This is a genomic window from Rhodopseudomonas sp. BR0M22 (genome assembly GCF_010907035.1).
Lineage (GTDB): Bacteria > Pseudomonadota > Alphaproteobacteria > Rhizobiales > Xanthobacteraceae > Rhodopseudomonas.
Genome location: NZ_QUMK01000044.1, coordinates 1 through 20,149, shown reverse-complemented (window position 1 = coordinate 20,149; position 20,149 = coordinate 1). Strand labels below are relative to the sequence as shown.

At 65.4% G+C, this 20,149-nt stretch carries 17 protein-coding genes; 7 read left to right on the top strand and 10 right to left on the bottom strand.

Annotated elements, in window-relative coordinates:
• Positions 1 to 44: 44 nt before the first annotated feature.
• Positions 45 to 341 carry a GCG_CRPN prefix-to-repeats domain-containing protein gene (locus DY468_RS15115; protein WP_246700989.1) on the bottom strand — a complete coding sequence of 99 codons (297 nt, stop codon included), beginning with the start codon at positions 339 to 341 and terminating at the stop codon, positions 45 to 47.
• Positions 342 to 682: 341 nt separating this feature from the next.
• Here DY468_RS15115 and DY468_RS15110 point away from each other — a divergent pair, with 341 nt between their 5' ends.
• The 5 genes from DY468_RS15110 (at position 683) to DY468_RS15090 (ending at position 9,242) form a co-directional block, all read left to right on the top strand.
• Positions 683 to 1,900 (top strand): efflux RND transporter periplasmic adaptor subunit, encoded by a 1,218-nt coding sequence (locus DY468_RS15110; RefSeq protein WP_164605622.1) that lies wholly within the window; start codon positions 683 to 685, stop codon positions 1,898 to 1,900.
• Entirely contained in the window at positions 1,897 to 5,064 is a 3,168-nt protein-coding gene (locus DY468_RS15105) for an efflux RND transporter permease subunit (protein ID WP_205512378.1), read from the top strand. The genes DY468_RS15110 and DY468_RS15105 overlap by 4 nt, the downstream gene beginning before the upstream one ends.
• A gap of 221 nt (positions 5,065 to 5,285) precedes the next feature.
• Positions 5,286 to 6,785, top strand: a complete 1,500-nt coding sequence (locus DY468_RS15100) for an efflux transporter outer membrane subunit (RefSeq protein WP_246700988.1) — start codon at positions 5,286 to 5,288, stop codon at positions 6,783 to 6,785.
• A gap of 174 nt (positions 6,786 to 6,959) precedes the next feature.
• Entirely contained in the window at positions 6,960 to 8,567 is a 1,608-nt protein-coding gene (locus DY468_RS15095) for a glycosyltransferase family 39 protein (RefSeq protein ID WP_164605621.1), read from the top strand.
• A gap of 69 nt (positions 8,568 to 8,636) precedes the next feature.
• Positions 8,637 to 9,242 carry a GNAT family N-acetyltransferase gene (locus tag DY468_RS15090; protein ID WP_349644284.1) on the top strand — a complete coding sequence of 202 codons (606 nt, stop codon included), beginning with the start codon at positions 8,637 to 8,639 and terminating at the stop codon, positions 9,240 to 9,242.
• Between the two features lie 324 nt (positions 9,243 to 9,566).
• Here the strand turns inward: DY468_RS15090 and DY468_RS15085 are convergent, their stop codons facing one another.
• The 9 genes from DY468_RS15085 to DY468_RS15045 form a co-directional block, all read right to left on the bottom strand.
• Complete coding sequence (locus DY468_RS15085; protein WP_246700987.1) at positions 9,567 to 10,022, bottom strand: MarR family winged helix-turn-helix transcriptional regulator; 456 nt, start codon at positions 10,020 to 10,022, stop codon at positions 9,567 to 9,569.
• Between the two features lie 26 nt (positions 10,023 to 10,048).
• Positions 10,049 to 10,753: an ABC transporter ATP-binding protein gene (locus DY468_RS15080; RefSeq protein ID WP_164605620.1), complete on the bottom strand. Its 705-nt coding sequence runs from the start codon at positions 10,751 to 10,753 to the stop codon at positions 10,049 to 10,051.
• Positions 10,750 to 11,532, bottom strand: coding sequence for an ABC transporter ATP-binding protein (locus tag DY468_RS15075; protein WP_164605619.1), 783 nt, complete (start codon positions 11,530 to 11,532; stop codon positions 10,750 to 10,752). The genes DY468_RS15080 and DY468_RS15075 overlap by 4 nt, the downstream gene beginning before the upstream one ends.
• The gene (locus DY468_RS15070) at positions 11,529 to 13,448 is read right to left on the bottom strand and encodes an ABC transporter permease (RefSeq protein WP_164605618.1); all 1,920 of its coding nucleotides are present in this window, start codon (positions 13,446 to 13,448) and stop codon (positions 11,529 to 11,531) included. The genes DY468_RS15075 and DY468_RS15070 overlap by 4 nt, the downstream gene beginning before the upstream one ends.
• Positions 13,449 to 13,557: 109 nt before the next feature.
• Positions 13,558 to 14,754, bottom strand: a complete 1,197-nt coding sequence (locus DY468_RS15065) for an ABC transporter substrate-binding protein (RefSeq protein ID WP_164605617.1) — start codon at positions 14,752 to 14,754, stop codon at positions 13,558 to 13,560.
• Between the two features lie 39 nt (positions 14,755 to 14,793).
• Positions 14,794 to 15,378: an amino acid synthesis family protein gene (locus DY468_RS15060; RefSeq protein WP_164605616.1), complete on the bottom strand. Its 585-nt coding sequence runs from the start codon at positions 15,376 to 15,378 to the stop codon at positions 14,794 to 14,796.
• Positions 15,375 to 15,959, bottom strand: a complete 585-nt coding sequence (locus DY468_RS15055) for an amino acid synthesis family protein (protein WP_164605615.1) — start codon at positions 15,957 to 15,959, stop codon at positions 15,375 to 15,377. Before DY468_RS15055 ends, DY468_RS15060 begins: the two co-directional genes overlap by 4 nt.
• Positions 15,952 to 16,866 carry a UPF0280 family protein gene (locus DY468_RS15050; RefSeq protein ID WP_164605614.1) on the bottom strand — a complete coding sequence of 305 codons (915 nt, stop codon included), beginning with the start codon at positions 16,864 to 16,866 and terminating at the stop codon, positions 15,952 to 15,954. Before DY468_RS15050 ends, DY468_RS15055 begins: the two co-directional genes overlap by 8 nt.
• Positions 16,867 to 16,869: 3 nt before the next feature.
• Positions 16,870 to 18,366, bottom strand: a complete 1,497-nt coding sequence (locus DY468_RS15045; RefSeq protein WP_164605613.1) for a 6-hydroxynicotinate reductase — start codon at positions 18,364 to 18,366, stop codon at positions 16,870 to 16,872.
• A 276-nt stretch (positions 18,367 to 18,642) separates the two neighbouring features.
• Between DY468_RS15045 and DY468_RS15040 the strand changes: the two genes are divergently transcribed.
• Together DY468_RS15040 and DY468_RS15035 are read left to right on the top strand one after the other, a co-directional pair.
• On the top strand, positions 18,643 to 19,155 hold the full coding sequence (locus DY468_RS15040; protein ID WP_164605612.1) for a (2Fe-2S)-binding protein: 513 nt from the start codon (positions 18,643 to 18,645) through the stop codon (positions 19,153 to 19,155).
• Positions 19,152 to 20,149: molybdopterin cofactor-binding domain-containing protein (locus DY468_RS15035; RefSeq protein WP_164605611.1), on the top strand; the 998-nt coding region annotated here is incomplete at its 3' end. The genes DY468_RS15040 and DY468_RS15035, both read left to right, overlap by 4 nt.

Genomic DNA, 20,149 nt, shown 5'->3' with positions numbered 1-20,149 from the left:
ATCGCGATGGTTGGCGGGATCGGCGCAGCTCGAGGTTGCCCGGGTCAGTGATCCCATGACCAGTCGTAGGCGGGCGGAGTATCGTCGTCATGCGAGGGGTCGTCGTGAGGCCAGTTGTATTCGTCACTCCAGGCGTCGGCGCGGTAACCATCATAGCGGTACGGCCACGAAGAAAACCGATAGCCGAGACGGCGATCGGGACGGCAGGTGCCCCAGGACGTGACATGCCAACCACGGCCGCATTGCCAGTCGGCTTGGATCACATCCGGCGATGCGTACAGCGGCGCGCGTCCGAGCGGCATTGCCAGCGCGCCGCCGTTCCACAACGACAGCGTGCCCATCAGGATCGCGGCCTTTAATAGCAACTTTCTCATCGGATCACATTGCTCCCTTTCAGCGTCGCTGATCGGCGACCCGTCTCTTGTTAGCGAAGATCGCGGCCAAAATCCTGCCGACCGCACGACCGTCCGGCGACGTCAACATTCCCGTAATCAATTGAGTTAATTCACATTTGTCCGCTGGCGGGCTGTCTCTGGGCGGTCGTGGGATCGCCGCCTCCATCAATCCTCCACATCGTCTCCACACGCGACCAATGCGCGCCGGGTAAGTCTCGCGCCTCATCGTATTGCACTCCCAAGCTCCGGCTGGGGGCGTGCGTCGTACTCCCTCGAGAATGAAGCCCGTGTTGTCCCAATCAACCGTTGCCGCGATCGTGGCACTGGCGTTTGCCGTGGCGCTTGTGGGCTGCAAGCCGCAGTCTGCCGATCACGGCGTCGATCCCGCCGGCGTCGGCCGTCCCGAGGTCGGTGTCGTGACGCTTCACCCGCAGGCGGTGGTGATGACTGCGGAGCTTCCTGGCCGCGTCGTTGCCTCGCAGACGGCCGAGGTGCGTCCGCAGGTCTCCGGTATCGTTCAGCAGCGCCTGTTCAAGGAGGGCAGCGAGGTCGCCGAGGGCGCGTCGCTCTATCAGATCGACGCCGCCCCCTACAAGGCAGCCTATGACAGCGCAGTCGCGGCGTTGCGGAAGGCGGAAGCTGTCGTGCCCAGCGCGCATGCCAAGTCGGAGCGCTATCAGGGACTCGTCAAACAGAATGCCGTCAGCAAGCAGGATTTCGACGATGCCGTTGCCGCGCTCGCTCAGGCGAAGGCGGAGGTGGCCACCGCAAAGGCTTCGGTCGAAACAGCCAGGATCAATCTCGACTACACCACGATCAAAGCGCCGATCGGCGGCCGAACCGACCGTTCGTCCTTGACCCCCGGCGCACTGGTCACTGCGGGCCAGACCGGGCTGCTGACCACGATCCGCACGCTCGACCCGATCTTCATCGACGTCATTCAGTCGAGCACCAACCTGCTCAACCTACGGCACGCGATCGACTCCGGGCGCCTGAAAGTGAGCGGTCCGCATGTCGCGGTGAAACTGAAGCTGGAAAACGGTGCGATCTATCCGCTGTCCGGCAAGCTCGAATTCTCCGAGGCCAATGTCAGCACCTCGACCGGCACGGTGACGTTGCGGGCGGTGTTTCCCAATCCGCAGCGTCTGCTGCTGCCCGGCATGTTTGCGCGCGCCGTCGTCGAAGAAGGCGTCGCGCCCGACAGCTTCCTGGTGCCGCAGCGTGCCGTCACTCGGAACACGAAGGGTGAGGCGGTCGCGATGTTCCTCGACAACGACGACAAGGTCGAAGAGCGCGTTCTGTCCGTGACCCGCAGCGTCGGCAACAACTGGCTGGTTGGCGCCGGCGTTCGCGAAGGCGATCGGGTGATCGTCGAAGGCGCGCAGCATGTGCGCCCTGGGCAGAAGGCCGCCGCTGCCGAAGTTGTTGTCGACGACACGACCGGCGAAGTGCGCGGGCGCCTGCCGCTGCAACGACGCGCCGCGCGTCCAAAGGCAGAGCCATGATCTCCGCATTCTTCATCCGAAGGCCGATCTTCGCCTGGGTGATCGCGATCGTGATCATGCTCGGCGGGCTGTTGGCGCTGACCACGTTGCCGGTGTCGCAATATCCGGAGATCGCGCCGCCGACGATCCAGATCAGCGCCAGCTATCCGGGCGCGGATGCGCGGACGGTCGAGAATTCGGTGACCAAGGTCATCGAGCAAGGCATGACCGGGCTGGACAACCTCGACTACATGACTGCGTCGTCGACCTCGAGCGGCCAGGCCGAGATCGCGCTCACCTTCACCAACAAGGCCAATCCCGACGTCGCGCAGATGCAGGTGCAGAACAAGCTGCAGCTCGTCACCGCGCTGCTGCCGTCGATCGTCCAGACCACGGGGCTCTCGGTCACCAAATCGACCAACGGCTTTCTGATGATTGTCGGCTTCGTCTCGACCAACGGCAAGATGAGCGAGACCGATCTCGCCGACTATGTGAAGAGCTCGCTCAACGACAGGCTCAAGCGGGTGGAAGGCGTCGGCAATACCCAGCTGTTCGGCGGCGGCTACGCGATGCGGATCTGGCTCGATCCGGAGAAGCTGCTGAAATACGCGTTGACGCCGGCCGACATCACCGCGGCGATCCAGGCGCAGAACACCCAGGTCTCGGCCGGTCAGCTCGGCGGCCTTCCTGCGCGTAAGGGCCAGCAGCTCAACGCGACCGTCACCGCGCAGAGCCGGCTGCAGACGCCGGCGCAATTCCGCAACATCGTCGTCAAGAGCGATACCAACGGATCGATGGTCCGGATCAACGATGTCGCCACCGTCGAACTCGGCGCGGAGGACTACACCAGCGCGTCGACCTACAACGGCCTGCCGGCCACGGGGCTCGCGATCAATCTGGCGACCGGCGCCAATGCGATCAGGACGGCCGCTGCCGTCAAGGCGGTGGTCAACGAGATGGCCCCGACGTTGCCGCAAGGCGTCAAGGTCGTCTACCCCTACGATACCACGCCCTTTGTCGAGATCTCGATCCGCGACGTCACCCGCACGCTGGTCGAGGCGGTCGTCCTCGTCTTCGTGGTGATGTTGGTTTTCCTGCAGAACTTTCGCGCCACGCTGATTCCGACGCTGGCGGTGCCGGTCGTGCTGCTTGGCACCTTCGGCGTGCTGGCGCTCGCCGGCTATTCGATCAACACGCTGACCATGTTCGCCATGGTGCTGGCGATCGGCCTTCTGGTCGACGACGCAATCGTGGTGGTCGAGAACGTCGAACGCGTGATGCACGACGAGGGGCTGTCGCCGCGCGAGGCCACGGTCCGTTCGATGAGGGAGATCACCGGCGCGCTGATCGGCATCACCACGGTGCTGTCGGCTGTGTTCGTGCCGATGGCGTTCTTCGGCGGCTCGGTCGGGGTGATCTACCGGCAGTTCTCGGTGACGATCGTCTCCGCGATGGTGCTGTCGGTGATCGTGGCGCTGGTGCTGACGCCGGCCTTGTGCGCGACGATTCTTCGGCCGCCGAAGGCGCACGACGAGAAGCGCGGCGTGTTCGGATGGTTCAACCGCGTGCTGGGCCGAGGCACGGATGCCTATCAGACCGGGGCGCGCGGCATGCTGCGGCGTCCGCGGCAAGGGCTGGTCGCGTTCGTGCTCGTCATCGTGGCTGCCGGCGCATTGTTCATCCGCCTGCCGAGTTCGTTCCTGCCGGAAGAAGACCAGGGGTTGCTGATGGTGTCGGTGCAATTGCCGGTCGGCGCCACCACGGACCGCACCGAGCGCGTGCTCGACAAGGTCACCCGCCATTTTCTCGATCACGAGACCAAAGCGGTGGATGGCCTTATGACGGTGACGGGCTTTTCATTTTCCGGAGCCGGCCAGAATGTCGGCATGGCCTTCGTGCGTCTGAGGGACTTCGCCGAACGCAAAGACACCGACCTCTCCGCCAATGCGGTGGCCGAACGCGCCATGGCGGTGTTCGCCGGCATTCGCGACGCGAAGGTGTTTGCGCTGGCGCCGCCGGCGATCGAAGGGCTCGGAACCAGCAACGGCTTCGATTTCTATCTCAAGGACATCAACGGCGCGGGGCACGACAAGCTGATGGCCGTGCGCGATCAGCTACTCGGCGCTGCCGGAAAAAGCCGGCTGCTGAGCGGGACCCGGCCCAACGGGCAGGATGATACGCCGCAGTTTTCGATCGACATCGATCAGGAGAAGGCGAGTGCGCTCGGCCTCAATCTTGCCGACGTCAACTCGACGCTGTCGATCGCGTGGGGCAGCAGCTACGTCAACGATTTCATCGACCGTGGCCGTGTCAAGCGGGTCTACCTGCAGTCGGCGGCGGATTTCCGCATGCAGCCGGAGGACCTGAATCGCTGGTACGTCCGCAACAGCTCCGGCGCGATGGTGCCGTTCTCCGCCTTCGCGTCCGGCCGCTGGACCTTCGGCTCGCCGCGGCTCGAGCGTTACAACGGCGCGGCCGCGGTTCAGATCCAGGGCGATGCCGCACCGTCGATCAGCTCCGGCGCCGCCATGGCGGAGATCGATCGCCTCGTTACCGGCCTGCCCGCCGGCTTCGGCCACGAATGGACCGCGCTGTCGCGGCAGGAGCAGCTCTCCGGCAATCAGGCGACCTCGCTGTACGCGATCTCCATTCTTGTGGTGTTCCTGTGTCTGGCGGCGCTCTACGAGAGCTGGTCGATCCCGTTCGCCGTGATGCTCTCGGTGCCGGTCGGCGTGTTCGGCGCGCTGGCGGCCGCGCTGATGTTCGGTCAGACCAACGACGTGTACTTCAAGGTCGGCCTCCTGACCACGACCGGCCTTGCGGCCAAGAACGCCATCCTGATCATCGAATTCGCGATCGCGCGCCAGCAGGCGGGGCTGGGATTGCATCGCGCCACCTTGCTCGCCGCAAGGCAGCGGTTGCGGCCGATCCTGATGACTTCGTTTGCATTCATCCTCGGTGTCACGCCGCTGGTCGTGGCCAGCGGCGCAGGCTCGGCGGCGCAGAATTCGATCGGCATCGGCGTGATGGGCGGCATGTTGTCGGCGACTCTGCTGGGCATTTTCTTCGCACCGCTGTTGTTCGTCGTGGTCCGGCGTGTGTTCAAGGGCGCGCCCGCCACCGAGATCGCCGCCAGCCTGTCCCCGCCTGACGCGGTCGCCTTGTCGGGCCGGCGCGAGTCGTGAGGGAAGACATGATGGAAGCGCGAACCGGGATGATGCGGGCTCGGCGGTGGCTGACGCGCTGCGGGCGCGCCGGAGCGATGGTCGTGACGTTGACGTCGACTGCGACTGCGCTGAGCGGCTGCGCGATCGAGATTCCGCTGGCGCCTGCGAAGACGTCACCACCCGCGCAGCCGCCAGCCCCACCTGCGAAGCCTGCGCCCGCGCCGTCCTTTGCGATACTGATGGTCCTCGTTGCGGCGTTGCTCGGCGGATGCGCGGTCGGACCCGACTATCGGACGCCGCTTCTCGCGACGCCGACGCATTGGAGCCGGACTGGGGGCGTGACGACTGCGCCGCCCACGCTGACGCGCTGGTGGGCCCGGCTTCGCGATCCGTTGCTGGATCAGCTCGTGACCGAGGCGGTGGATGGCAATCTGGATGTCGCGACGGCGAGCGCGCGCGTGCGCGAGGCGCGGGCGAGCTATCGGCAGGCGGTGGGAGCGTTGCTTCCGACGGTCGCTAACAGCGAGTCGGCACGGCTGGCGAAGGGGACGAACTCTTTGTCGGCGGTGCCCGGTGGGACAAATATCGGCAGTCCGTCATCGCCCGTCGGACAGAACGGCACGTCTGGTCTGTATCAGGCGGGCTTCGATGCAAGCTGGGAGCTCGATCTGTTCGGCGCCAACCGCCGGACCGTGGAGGCGGCGGCATACGGCATCGATGCCTCGGGTGAGAATCTGCGCGCAGCGCTGCTGACGCTGGTCGGCGACGTCGCATCGAACTACGTCCAAGCACGCGGCTATCAGGCGCGCATCGCGCTCGCTCGTCGCACGGCGCTGTCGCAGGACGAAACCACCAAGATCACCCGCAACCGCTTGGCGGCGGGCACGGCTTCCGCGGCGGACCTCGCCAATGCGACCGGGCAGGCGGCGACGACGCGCGCCTTCGTTCCGACGCTCGAGACGGCGTATGCCGAAACCGTGCATCGGTTGTCGGTGCTGACAGGACGGTCGCCGGCTGCGCTGGCGGACCGCATGGCGAGGCCGAGGCCGATCCCGGCGCCGAAGCTGCCGGTGTCGGCCGGTGTTCCTGCCGATGTCTTGCTGATGCGTCCCGATGTGCGGCTGGCGGAGCGCCGCTACGCGCAGTCCACGGCGCGGATCGGGCGGGCCGAAGCGGCGTTGTATCCGAGCGTCAGCTTGACGGGGAACATTGCAACCTCCGGCACCAAGCTCGGCGATCTCGGCAAGAACTCGTCGATCAGTTGGTCGCTCGGTCCGACGTTGACGGTCCCGATCTTCAACGGCGGAAAATTGCGGGCTGCGGTCGAGATCGCGCAGGCACAGCGTGATCAGCAGTTTCTGGCCTACCAAGCGTCTGTACTCACCGCGTTGAAGGACGTCGAGGACGCGCTGGTGTCGCTCGGTCACGAGCGCGCGCGAAGCCGATTCCTCACGACATCGACCACGGCCTACCGGCAGGCGGCGAGCCTGTCGCAGTCGCTGTATCGATCCGGATCGTCGAGCTTTCTCGACGTCCTGACTGCCGAACGCTCGCTCTACGGTGCCGAAGACGCGCTGCTGCAGAGCCGGGTCAAGATTGTTGCGGACTACATCGCACTGAACAAGGCCCTCGGAGGTGGATGGGACGGCGAGGTCGACGCGCTGACGCCGGAGGTGATCGACGTCGACATCGGGCCGCATCCGGCCGGTCCGATCACGCATCGGCGTGCGGCTTTATGAGCGAGACGATTGGGAAACACAGGTCGACAATGCAAGAGACGAAGCAATGAGATTGGATGAGGCAATACGCGTCATCCTGGTCCCGGAGCAGGAAGCGGATCTGACGGATCCTCGGTTCGGCCTACAGGACGATGATCGACTTCGATTGCGTATCGCGTTCGCAGATTCAAGCCAATGAATCTCGCGAATGCCGACGCGCTTCGTCGCGATCCGGGCGCGGCCTCGTCCCGGCCGGCCGTGATCCGCTATTGCTGGTTGCAACGCGCTATTCGCCGCGGCGCTGCGGCGTTGGTGCACCCGCGGCTCGGCACTCCGTTGCTGTTTGGCGTTGTCCTCAGCAACGCGCTGCTGTGGGTCGCTGTGCTGACCATCCTGAAATTCGCTCAGGTGCTGCATTCCGACAGCACGGAAGCGTTCGCGTGGGGCCAGACCTTGGCCTGGGGCTCGGGTAAGCACCCGCCGATGGCCGGGTGGGTGGCGCGGGCGTGGTTCAGCGTGTTTCCGACCAGCGATTGGGCTTTCTACGCGCTGGCGATGGTCGTCACCGGCGCCACCGTCTTGCTGATCAGGTTGCTGGCCGGGAAGGTGGTCGATCGCCGGCGCGCCGTGCTCGCCACGCTGCTGGCGATGATCTACCCGATCCTGAATTTCAAGGGCTACAAGTTCAATCCCGACTTGTTGCAACTGCCGTTCGTGGTGCTGATCGTTTGGGCCTATATCGTCGCAGCCGCACGGCGGACCGCGCTGTGGGGCGTGGTAATCGGGCTCGCCGGCGCCGCCGCGGTGATGACGAAATACTGGGGCATGTGGGCACTGGTGGCGATTGCGGTCGCAGCGGTGGCCCGGCCGGACCGTAACCGGTTGTTCCGCTCGCCGTTGCCCTATGTGGCGGTCGCGGTGTTCGTGCTGGCGATGGCTCCGCATCTCGACTGGCTTTATGCGGTCGGCTTCACACCGTTCCGCTACGCTTCGCAATATTTCGGGTGGGAACGCGTGACGGCGGCCGAGCATGCGATGGACTCCACGCTGCACGCCTTCGCCCTGCTGCTGCCGGCGCTGGTGGCCGGCGCCGTCTCGGTGTTGCTGCCACGGCTTCGGCGTGTGGCGGCACCCCCGGCCGACGCGTTGGATCGCGCCTGCCAGATCTGGATCATCGTCGCCGTGTTGACGATCGGGCCGCTCATCGCCGCCATTGCGACGCCGGTCTTGATGAAGAGCGATTGGACCGCCCCGCTGTTCTCGCTGGTCCCGCTCGCCGTTCTGACGTTGCCGCGGCTTGCGGTGCCGTTGCGCGCTTTGGCCAGGGCGGCGGTGATCCTGCTGATGCTCGGGGTGGGAGCGTTGATGGCGGCGCCGGGGCTGGCGACGGTGAAGGTGCTGTTCGAACCGAATCGTGCGCTGTCGCCGCGGCTGGATCGTCTGGCGGCGATAGCAACCGACCTGTGGCGTGAGCGCGCCGGCACGCCGCTCAGGATTCTAGTCGGCGATAGCGAGGAGATCGCGACCGTATCGTTCTACAGCCCCGACCATCCGCGCATGTTCTTGGCCGGCGCGCCCGAACTGACGCCGTGGATCTCGGCCGAAACGCTCGGTCGCAGCGGCTTTGTCGGGATATGTCCGGCCGCAGCACCGGCCTGCGTCGACCGGGTCCTCGCACTGCGACCACGGGCCGAGCAGATCGCCGTGACCACCGAACGGAGTGCGCTCGGGCAGACCCTGCCGCCAGACCGCTGGGTCATGTTGCTCGCGCTACCGGAAGCCGATGCTGAGGTCACTCGCTAAGGCCCCGCCAAAATAGAAGCGGGGGACGGCTCGCCTGCGGCCTTGGATGACGCATCGGCGGGCGGCTCTATGAGTGAGACGATTGGAAAACAGGTCGACGATGCAGGAGACGAAGCAATGAAATTGAACGAGGCAAATCGTGTCATCCTGGTTCCGGCGCAGGAGGCGGATCTGGTGGATTTCCAGCTAAGTCTGCAGGACGCGTTCGCCGCCGGATTCGCGGCGGCGTTCGGAACGATGCCCGAAGGTCCGATCCCGTCGGATGCAGAACTCGGCGAGTTCTTCCATGCGCCGGGCTCGGTCACGTATCACATCTTGCTCGATGGCGTGCGGGTTGGCGGGATCGTGCTGACGATGGACACCGCCACGCATCACAATTCGCTGGATCTATTTTTCGTCTCTGCCGAACATCACGGAAAAGGCATCGGCTCCAGAGCGTGGCGTGCGGTCGAAGCGATGTATCCCGAGACACGGGCCTGGGAAACCCACACGCCGTATTTCGAGAAGCGCAACATCCACTTCTACGTCAACAAATGCGGCTTCAAGATCGTCGAATTCTTCAACCTTCATCACCCGGATCCGCATCCCGAGACCCGAGAGGGTATCCCAGGCGGGGAATCGTTCCGGTTCGAAAAGGTGTGTGCCGATCGACCCGCACAATCAGATGAACAATGATGCGCATGGGTGCTGTCTTTCGTAACGACTGCGGCCCGACATCCAGATCGTCGATTTTGATACTACTCGGATCGCGGATTCATGCGGCTGTTCTCTACTGCGAAGATAATCAGTTTGTTCAAGCAGGTCGGAATAGGCGTTGGGTTATAACCCAACGGCCTTATCGAAGGTCAGCTATGGGTCAATAGGTCAGCGCAACTGCATAGCTTGGCGTATCCATCTCGCGCCGAATTTGCCTTTCGGCCTTCTTTTCCTCTTTCTTTTTCCAAGTCCGGTGAAGGCCTTCGACGCGCGAGTCCCGTTCCGAACCCAAGCGTTCTCGCTCTATTTCAAGCGCGACAGCAGCGCCAGAAACTGGGTGCGTTCGTCCTTCGTCAGCGGGGAGAGCGTTTCCTTGGTGATCTCGTGCGCCGCCGGGATCAAGCGCTCGGTCTGGGCGACGCCGTCAGCGGTCAGCGTCACCAGCAGGCGGCGGCCGTCGTCCGGATCGGGGTTGGTCTCGACGAGACCGCGTCGAACCAGGCGCTCCACGACGCCTTTGATGGTGGCGGCATCCATCGCGGTGTAGCGGCCGAGCAGGTTCTGGGAGCAGGGGCCTTTTTCAAGCAGCTTCGACAGTGCGGCCCATTGGGTCATGGTCAGGTCTTCGCCCATATGGTCCACAAAAATCGTGGCATGGCGCTGCAGCGCCTGCCGCAGGATGAAACCGACCTGAGTGTCGAGCAGATAGGAGGCGGACTTGCCCTCCGAGCGCCGCTTGGTGGTGGATTTCGTATTCAATCAAATTGCCTCTTGGTCCGATCCGATCACACGGCCAGATAGGCGTCCCGAATCTCGGGATGGGCTTCGAGCTCGTCGATGGTGCCGGAGAATCGAATTCGTCCTTTCTCGATAATATAGGCTCGATCGCAGATCAGCTTGGCGAAATGCAGGTTCTGCTCGGATATGACGATGCTGAGGCCTTCGCGCTTCATCGCCAGGATCGCGCCAGCCATCTGCTCGACGATCTTCGGCGCCAGCCCTTCGGACGGCTCGTCGAGCAGCACCAGCGACGGGTTGCCCATCAGCGTGCGGCCGATGCTGAGCATCTGCTGTTCGCCGCCGCTCATGTCACCGCCGAGGCGCCGGCGCATCTCGCCGAGATTCGGAAACAGCTTGTAGATGCGGTCCGGCGTCCAGGCGGCAGCGCCGGGGCGCGGCTTCTGGCGGCCGACCTCGAAATTCTCCTCCACCGTGAGTTCGGAAAAGATGCGGCGGTCTTCCGGAACATAGCCGAGGCCACGTCGCACGATCTCGTAGGACGGCAAGCGCGTGATCTCGTCGCCTTCGAACTTCACCAGGCCGGCTCGGCGCGACACCAGGCCCATGATGGTGCGGAAGGTGGTGCTCTTGCCGGCGCCGTTGCGCCCGAGCATCGCCACCACCTCGCCGTCGCCGACCGCGAAGCCGACGTCGAACAGGATGTGGGCCGGACCGTAGAAGCTGTTCAATTCGGCAACTTCGAGCTTCATGGTGTCGCCTCCGCGCGGTGTTTGGCGTCGTAGAGCAGGCCCTCGCCGAGGTAGATCGCCTGCACGTGCGGATCGGCGCGCACCTGCTGCGGTGTGCCGCGGGTGACGAGCTCTCCGCGGTTGAGCACCATGACCTCGTCGGCGTGTTCGAACACCACGTCCATGTCGTGTTCGGTGAACAGCACAGCGATCTTCTTGCGGCGGGCGATGTCGGTCGTGAGCCGCATCAGCTCGACGCGCTCCTTCGGCGCCATGCCGGCGGTCGGTTCGTCCATCAAGAGCAGCCGCGGCTGGTTGGCGAGCGCCACCGCCAGCTCAAGGCGCTTCAGGTCGCCATAGGCGAGCTCGCCGCAGGGGCGGCCCGCCTGCTGCAGCATACCGACCAGATCGAGCAGACGGTCCGCCTCGTCGCGATGGCTGGCGCCGGCATATCCGAGCACGGCCCACAGTCGGCGGTGATACGACAGCAGTGCCATCTGGACGTTTTCGCGCACCGTCATCGACGAGAACGTCGCGGTGATCTGGAAGGTGCGGCCGACGCCGCGCCGCCACACCGCACGCGGCGGCAGCCCGACGATGTTCTCGCCGGCGATCCGGATCGATCCGGCGTCGGGACGAATCTGGCCGTTGAGCATGTTGAAGCAGGTGCTCTTGCCGGCGCCGTTGGGGCCGATCAGCGCGAGGATCTCGCCGGCCGACAGCGCGAACGAGACGTTCTTCACGGCATGGACACCGGCATAGGATTTGGCCAGCGTCTCGACTTGGAGGAGCGCGGTCATTCGGCGACCTTCATCTTGGCGATACCGAGCGCGTCGGAAGCATCGGCGCGTGCCGCCGAAGACCCCGCGCCGTTCGGGCTGGGAGGTCGTCGATGGCGAATCTGCTCGATGAAACCGACGATGCCTTTGGGCGAGGCCACCACCAGCAGCACGATGATGGCGCCGAGCACGAGCTTCGACAGGTCGGTCTGACTCATCAGCCAGATCGCCAGCGCCTTGTAGAAGATGGCACCGACGACCGCACCCGACACCGTCTCGATGCCGCCCAGCAGCACCATGACCAAGCCGTCGACCGAGATCGGAATGCCGAGCGTCTCCGGAAACACCGAACCCTTTAGGAAGGCGAACAGCGCTCCGGCGAGCCCGGCGAACGTACCCGATACTATGAATGCCGCCCATTGCACCGATTTGCGATCGATGCCGATGGCGTCGGCGCGGAGCGTGTTGTCACGCGTGGCGCGGAGGCCGAAGCCGAACGGCGAGAACACCAGCACGCGCAGCAATGCGACGCTGACGGCGACGATCGCCAGCGTCAGCCAGAAGAAGCCCTCCGGGCTCGACGCCCAGCGCGATGGCCAGATGCCGAGGATGCCGTTGTCGCCGCCGGTGACCTCGACCCATTGGAACGCCACCGACCAGATGATCTGGGCGAAGGCCAGTGTGAGCATCGCGAAATACACGCCGGACAGGCGAACGCAGAACCACCCGGAGATGACTGCGCCGGCCAAGCCGAACAGCGGTCCGATGAGCAGCGCCACGCCCATCGGCGCGCCGAGAAACTTGATCGCGAACGCTGCGCCATAGGCGCCCAGACCGAAATAGGCGGCGTGACCGAACGACGCGAGGCCTCCGACCGTCATCATGAAGTGCAGGCTGGCGGCGAACAGCACGAACACCAAAATCTCGGAGCCGACGCTGAGCGCGTAGTTGCCGGCGAACAGCGGCAGCAGTGCCGCCAGCGCGACGATCAGGGCTACGCCGATCCGCTCGATGCTCGTCATCGGCTTCCACGGCCGGAACGAGGTGCCGGCGCTGCTGCGCGGAGCCCGTTCGGCTTTGCCGAAAAGGCCGAACGGCCGTACCACCAGCACCACGGCCATCACCAAGAACACCGCGACCAGCGAGATTTTCGGCAGCGCGAGGATGCCGAGCGCGTTCAGCTCGGACACCAGCACAGCGGCGACGAAGGCACCGGTCACCGAGCCGAGGCCGCCGATCACCACGACTACGAAGACTTCGACGATGATCGAAAGGTCCATGTAGTGGGTCACGGTGGTGCGCGGGATCTGCAGCGCGCCGCCGAGCGCGGCGAGAAACACACCGAGCGCGAACACGCTGGTGAACAGCCATTTCTGATTGACGCCGAGGCACGCCACCATGTCGCGATCCTGCGTGGCGGCGCGCACCAGTACGCCCCAGCGGGTGCGGTGGAACAGCAGCCACAACAGGCCGAGTACAGCCGGCCCGAGCGCGATCAGCAGCAGGTCGTAGGTCGGAATGTTGCGGCCGAACAGGCTGAAGGCACCGGTGAAGCCGGGCGCGCGCGGCCCGAGCAGATCGTCGGCGCCCCAGATCACCACCACCAGATCCTGCACCATCAGCGTGACGCCGAATGTGGCGAGCAGCTGGAACAGTTCGGGCGCCTGATAGATCCGCCGCAGCAGCACCATCTCCATCAGCGCGCCGAGTGCTGCGACGATGAGACTCGCGACCAGCAGTCCGCCCCAAAATCCGAGCGGGCCGGCGAAGCGGCTGGTCAGCGTGTAGGCCACATAGGCGCCGAGCATATAGAAGGCGCCGTGCGCGAAGTTTACGATGCGGGTGACGCCGAAGATGATCGACAGGCCGGACGCCACCAGGAACAGCGATGCCGCGCTGGCAAGTCCGCTGAGGGCCTGGACAAAGAGAAGTTCCACGTCTGACGCCTTTCGTGCTTCGGGTCGTCGGCTTGCTGAGGATCACGGCCCCCGCTGTGCGGCGGCCGGTCGGAACGAGCGGCGCCGCTGCGCCGCCCGTTCGGTCGGATTAGTTCGCCGGCCGTAGCTTGGCGGCCTCGGCTTCGCTCGGCAGGTAGTCGGCGCCCTTCTTGAACTCGATGTCGACCATGATGCCCTTGCCGTCTTTCTTGGCGGTCTTGCCGACATAGGCACCGAGCGTCGACTGGTGGTCGGCGCCGCGATACACCACCGGTCCGAACGGGGTGTCGACCTTGAGTTCCTTCATCGCCTTGATCAGGCTGGCGGTGGAGTGATCGTCGGTGGCGTTCAGCACGGCGGCGATCGATTTCACCGTCGAATAGCCGACCACCGAACCGAGCCGGGGATAGTCGTTGTATGCCTTCTGATAGGCGTCGAGGAACGCCTGATGCACGGCGGTCTTGATCGCGTACCACGGATAGCCGGTGACGATCCAGCCTTCCGGCGTTTCGTCCTTCAGCGGATCGAGATATTCCGGCTCGCCGGTGAGATAGCTCACGACCGCGCGGTCCTTGAACACGCCGCGCGTGTTGCCTTCGCGGACCAGCTTGACGAGATCGCCGGCGAAGGTTGCGTTGAGGATCGCATCCGGCTTGGCGGCGTCGATCGCCTGCAGCACCGGACCGGCGTCGATCTTGTTCAGCGGCGGCCACTGTTCGGCGATGAACTCGACGTCCGGGCGCTTCTTCGTCAACGCCTCTTTGAAGGCGGCGACGAACGACTGGCCGAACTCGTAGTTCGGGGCGATGGTGGCCCACTTCTTGGCCGGCAGCTTGGCGGCTTCCTCGGCCAGCATCGACGCCTGCATGTAGTTCGACGTGCGCAGGCGGAAGGTGTAGTCGTTGCCCTTGGACCACACGATCGCGTCGGTCAGCGGTTCGGCGGCGATGTACAAAACCTGCTTCTGCTTGGCGAAATCCGACAGCGCGAGGCCGATATTCGACAGGAACCCGCCGGCGAGCAGCACCACGCCGTCGCGAGACACCAGCTCGTTGGCCGCGGTCAGCGCGTCGCCCGGCTTGGCGCCGTCGTCCTTGGAGATGATGACCAGCTTCTTGCCCTTGATGCCGCCGGCATCGTTGATCTGCTTCAGGGCGAGCTCCATGCCCTTGCGATAGGGTTCGGTGAAGCCGGGCAAAGCCGAATACGAATTGATCTCGCCGACCTTGATTTCGCCCTGCTGGGCGTGTGCTGCGCCAGAGGCCAACAGCAACGCCGACAACGCCAGTCCTGCTACGTATTTCATCCGTTCAAGCCCTCCTGTTCACGACCTCAGCCAACGTCCTCAACGCAAACCGTCTTCACCCTTGATCTCGGCGGTGGTGAGCCCGCCGACTCGCGGCAGAGGCCGGCCGGAATCGGTCACCGCCACAGCCACCACGATTTCGTTCGCGCGCGGCGCATCCGGCACGTTCACCTGCATGCCGCCGAAGTGGCTGCGCACATAGGCGGCGTCCTTGTGGCCGAGCGGGATGTCCAATTCGGCGCCGAGCCCGCCGCGTCGCTTCGACGACGGAATCAGAGCCGCGCCCTTGCCGAGCACCTTGCGCACCGGGGTGCCCATTTTCGGATGCAGCAGCGCCGCGGCGTGTTCGAGCTCGCCGTTCTCGCCGACCAGCGCGGCTTTACCGTAGCTCTCGGCTTCCGGTCCCTCGATCCCGAGCGCCGCCACCGCTCTCGCGGCAAGCAGGCCGCCGAGTTCCTCGCCGATCGCGCTCAGTTCGGAGAGATCCTCGACGTAGCGGCCCGCGAACGGGTTCTCGATCACCGCCAGAGCGGCGGCCTGGCGTGTCGGCGGCGTGATCGTGCGCCCCATCTCGGTCAGCGTTTCTTCGACCACAACGACGATCTTGCGGATTTTCGCCTTCATCGCAGCCCGTCCTCGCCCTTGATGTCAGCCGCAGCGAGCCCGCCGACGCGGGCGTGGACGCGCGGACCGCAGCTCATCACCAGTACCAATGCGATCTCGTCGGCCTTCGGCGCATCCGGTACGCCGACCTCCATGGCGTCGAAATGACTGCGCACGTAGGAGGCGTTGACATGGGTGATCGGCACGTCGAGCCGGGTACCGGGGCCGCCGACTTTCTTGGTCGAAGGCACGATCGCCTTCGCGTCGCCGAGAATCTCACGCATCGCGTAGCCGCCGGGCACATGCCACAGGGCACCGTGTTCGAGTTCGCCGCTCGCGCCGACGATGGCGCCTTTGCCGTAGCCATCGACCGCCTTGGCGTCGCCGCCGAGTGCCTGCAACAGCTCGCCCGCGAGCGCGACGCCGAGCGGCGTCAGATCGTCCATGAAGCCGGAAATCGCCTCGACATAGCGGCCTGCGAACGGGTTCTCGATCACGGCGATGATCGCACTGCGCTTGCGCGGGCTCGAGGCGATCGGGCCACCTTCGTGGAACACCTCCTCGGTGATCAGCAGTTTCTTGCGGACTTTGACTTCAGGCATCGGCGAGTTCCTGATGCGGTTGGAGGACGAGCGTTGCGGTGCCGACGCTGACGGTCTCGCCCTGCAGGTGCAGGGCGGCGTCGCAGATCAGCCCGCGCGCGGCGAGATTCCGTGCGACATCGAGACCGGCTTCGAGCGCGGCAGCTCGTGCCGGCGTGGACAGCTCCGGAACGTTGCGCGTAACGAGACGGGCGCCGAGATCGTTGTTGGGCTGTAATTCGCATGCCGGCACCCGAACGATGCCGGGATGATCCGGCAGATCGACCGCATTGGCGATCACGGTGGCGGCCGCATCGGCCATCGACGCGGATGGAGCGAGGACGGTCACCGCATCGGCGATGCCGAGCGAGAAGCTGCGGCCGCGCCAGCCGCTGGTGGCGATGCCGCGGATAGGGCTGGCATGATCGATCGTGGCGGTTCCGACGAGGGCCGGCCGGTCCGGCCGCGCGACCAGGCCGACCGTGACGGTGGCGCCCGGCGGCAAATGCAGCGCGATGTCGCCGCCATTATTGACGTAACCGCGGGTGATACCGGGGCCGATCAGCGCCTGCAGAACGTGTTCGGCGACCGCGCCGGCCACGGCTGCCATCGGCGTGATGAAGACGTCGGCCGCAAACGGTGCCACTGCCTGCTGCATGTGGCGCGCCACGACATGGGCGAGCGGCGCGGCGTCGGGTCCGGCCGGCGCGCGCAGACCCGGCAGCTCTGCGCAAAGGGCGTCGAGAAGGCCGGCGAAGCGTTCTGCTGCGCGGACGTAAGCCGCGCGTACCGCCGGCGGCTCGCCGGTCGCTTCGATGATCAGGTCGATCGGGCCATCATGCAGATGCAGACGGCGGCCGTCCGCGAGCAGCGCGGCCTGTATGGCGCGTCCAGCCGTCGGCGATCTGAGCTGCGAGGCGGCGCCCATACGTCACCCGAACGATCGCTTGGCGCCGTTCGGCGACAGCGGCCAAGGATTGTCGGCATGCGGGGCGATTGCTCGCTGACTGTCGCCGGCGGCCATCGACGAGACGCGGCGGACTTCGTCCATGTGACCGCCGAGCTCGGCGTAGTCCGTCAGCCGCAGCGTGAATTCGATCGGCGCCACCAGTGCCGGGGTCGGCACGTAGCCGAAGGCGTTTTCCGGCATCCGCATCACGTCGACCATGAAGGTGATGCCGCCGCCGGGATAGACGTAGACCGGCGCGCCGCCGCAGGTGACGTAGGTGAGCGCGTCCTTCACCGAGCGGGTAAGGCGCACCGGATCTTCGGTGACGCCAGAGCGGAGCGAGCCGCCTGCGCCGGCCATGAACAGCACGGTCGAGAGCGCCGGTTCGCAATTGTCGCGGATGCGGGCGCAAGAAGCGACGAGCCCGGGCGGCATCTCCTTGGCTCGAGGAGCCAGATCATCGTCCAGCTCGAAGTAAGCGGCGTGCTCGCCGGTGGTCGAGATGAAGAACAGCCGCAGCCCCGGCCAAGCCACCTTCTTGTCGAACGGGTGAATGATCGACAACGGATCCGAGATGTTGGTGCCGCCCCAGCCGGTGCCGGGCTCGGCGACCTGGAAGTAGCGACCGGGTGTCGAGCGGCGCCCCTTCATCTTGATGCCGGTGTCGGGCACGCCGAGCAACTTGCCGGCCTGATGCTCGGACAATACGCCGGTGATGTGATCGTCGACGACGACGACTTCGTCGACCTGTCCGTACCACTGTTTGGCAAACATGCCGATCGTGGCGGAGCCGCAGCCGACGCGCATTCGCTCCTCGGTGACGCCGTTGACTATCGGCGGCTGGCCGGCCTGAACTACCACTTTTGCACCGCCGTCGATCGTCAGCTCGACCGGCTTGCGATTGCACAGATCGAGCAGCACGTCGCAGGTGACACGGCCTTCCTTCTTGCCGCCGCCGGTGAGGTGATGCACGCCGCCGAGCGACAGCATCTGTGAGCCGTATTCCGAAGTGGTGACGTGACCAACGGCTTCGCCCGAAGCGCGCACGACGGATTGTTCGGTCCCAAGGAAACGGTCCGTGTCGATCTTCACTTTGACGCCGCAGTAACTGAAGATGCCCTCGGTGACGACGGTGACCATGTCGACGCCGCTGACTTCGGACGAGACGATGAACGGCGCGGGTTTATAGTCGGGGTAGGTGGTTCCAGCGCCGATCGCTGTGACGAAGGTGTGGCCTTCGGCGATCAGCTTGCCGTCCCAGGAGCCGTCGCGGTGGAAAGGGACGATCGCGCCGCCCTCCGCGAGGGTGCGGTCGAGTAGCACATGCGGGTCGACCCGCACCAATTCGCCTTCGTGATTGGCATAGCGGTCGCAGGCGCCGCTTGCGCCCGGCTTGATGTAGCACATCACCGGACAGGCGTCGCAGCGGATCCTGCCGTCGCTCGCCGCGCCTAAGCCGTTCGTAATGTCGTTCTGCATTCCGCTGCTGGCTCCAGGGCGACCGTGAGGGGCTTGCCTGTATTTGTATGTGTACCAATGAAATCGCCGCGCCGAGCGCAAGTCAAGCACAAGGAATAAGCATGCACTGCACAAACTCACATCGCAGTGCAAACGGCACTTGACGATGATCATTGGTACAGAAACAATCTCGCCGAGGCTTCGTTACCAGGGGAACCGTGCTTGCCGGACCGTCCGACATCTCCGCCGCCGGAGTTATCAGCAGCCGGTTCTGGCGTGCCGCGGGGCGCGGACGAGATGACCGCCGCCGGACCGGTCGCGTTTACCGTTAACGGTGCTGTCCATAGCTTCGACCTGCCGCGCGACACCCGGCTGATTTACGTACTTCGCAACGATCTCGGACTGAACGGGCCCAAATTCGGCTGCGGGCTCGGGGAGTGCGGCGCCTGCACGGTGCTGATCGACGGCGTTGCAGCGCGGTCATGTGTCGTCACGCTGAAAACCGTGGAGGGGCGTTCGGTCACCACGCTCGAAGGGCTCGGTTCGCTGGCTGCGTTGCATCCCGTGCAGCAGGCATTCATCGACGCACAGGCGGCGCAGTGCGGCTATTGCCTGAACGGCATGATCATGACCGCGGCGGCGTTTCTCAGCCGCAACCAGTGTCCGACCGAAGATCAGGTTCGTCAGGCGCTGCGCTACAATCTATGCCGCTGCGGGACCCATGTGGAGATTCTGCGGGCGGTGATGGCGGCCGCCGGCGCGCCGGGCTGCGATCACGCCGCGGACTCAGCGCAGGGTGGGACGCCATGAGCGAGCCGACTCCGGCGCCTTCCGAGCTCTTGGCTCGCTCCGGCACGTTGGGCGTGTTGCGCCCGGCGCAGCATGTCAGGGGTCTGGTGCCGACAGCGCCGCCGCCGGACGGTGCGCTCGATCTGTTTCTGTATCTCGATGACAGTGGCCAGGTGCTTGCCTTCAGCGGCCACGTCGATCTCGGCACCGGCATCCGCACCGCCTTTGCGCAGATCGTCGCGGAAGAACTCGATGTTCCGTTCGAGCGCGTGACCATGGTGCTCGGCCACACCTCGGGGACGCCGAACCAGGGTGCGACCATCGCCAGCGACAGCATTCAGGTCACCGCGGTGCCGCTACGTAAAGCGGCGGCGCAGGCGCGCCATCATCTGGTGGCGCTCGCGGTGCCGGCGCTCGAGCTGCCCGCCGACAAGCTCACTGTGACGGACGGCGTGGTACATCCACGCGACGGGGGTAATGTTGGCGTGTCCTATGCGGAGCTGCTCAGGGGACGCCAGGAACGGTTGATGCTCGCCGACGAGGTCGCGTTGAAGCCGGTCGCTGATCACCGCATCGTCGGCCGGCGGATGGCGCGGGTCGACATTCCTGCCAAGGCGACTGGTAATTTCGTTTATGTCCACGATGTCCGTGTGCCGGGGATGTTGCACGGCCGCGTAGTGCGTCCGCCTTACGCCGGAGTCGATGCCGGGCCGTTCATCGGCAACAGCCTGATCCGAGTCGACGAGGCGTCGGTGGCGCATATTCGCGGGCTGGTGGCGGTCGTCACCATGCGCGATTTCGTCGGCGTGGTCGCCGAGCGCGAGGAGCAGGCGATCGAAGCCGCGAGGCTGCTCGAGGTGGAATGGAAACCGCCGCCGCCGCTGCCCGACCTCGATGATCTCGCCAACGCGCTCCGAGCCAATCCGGCGACGACCCGCACGTTGCTCGAAGCCGGCGATGTCGATCGCGCGCGCGCCGAGGCGGCAGTGCCGCTCGATCGCAGCTACGTCTGGCC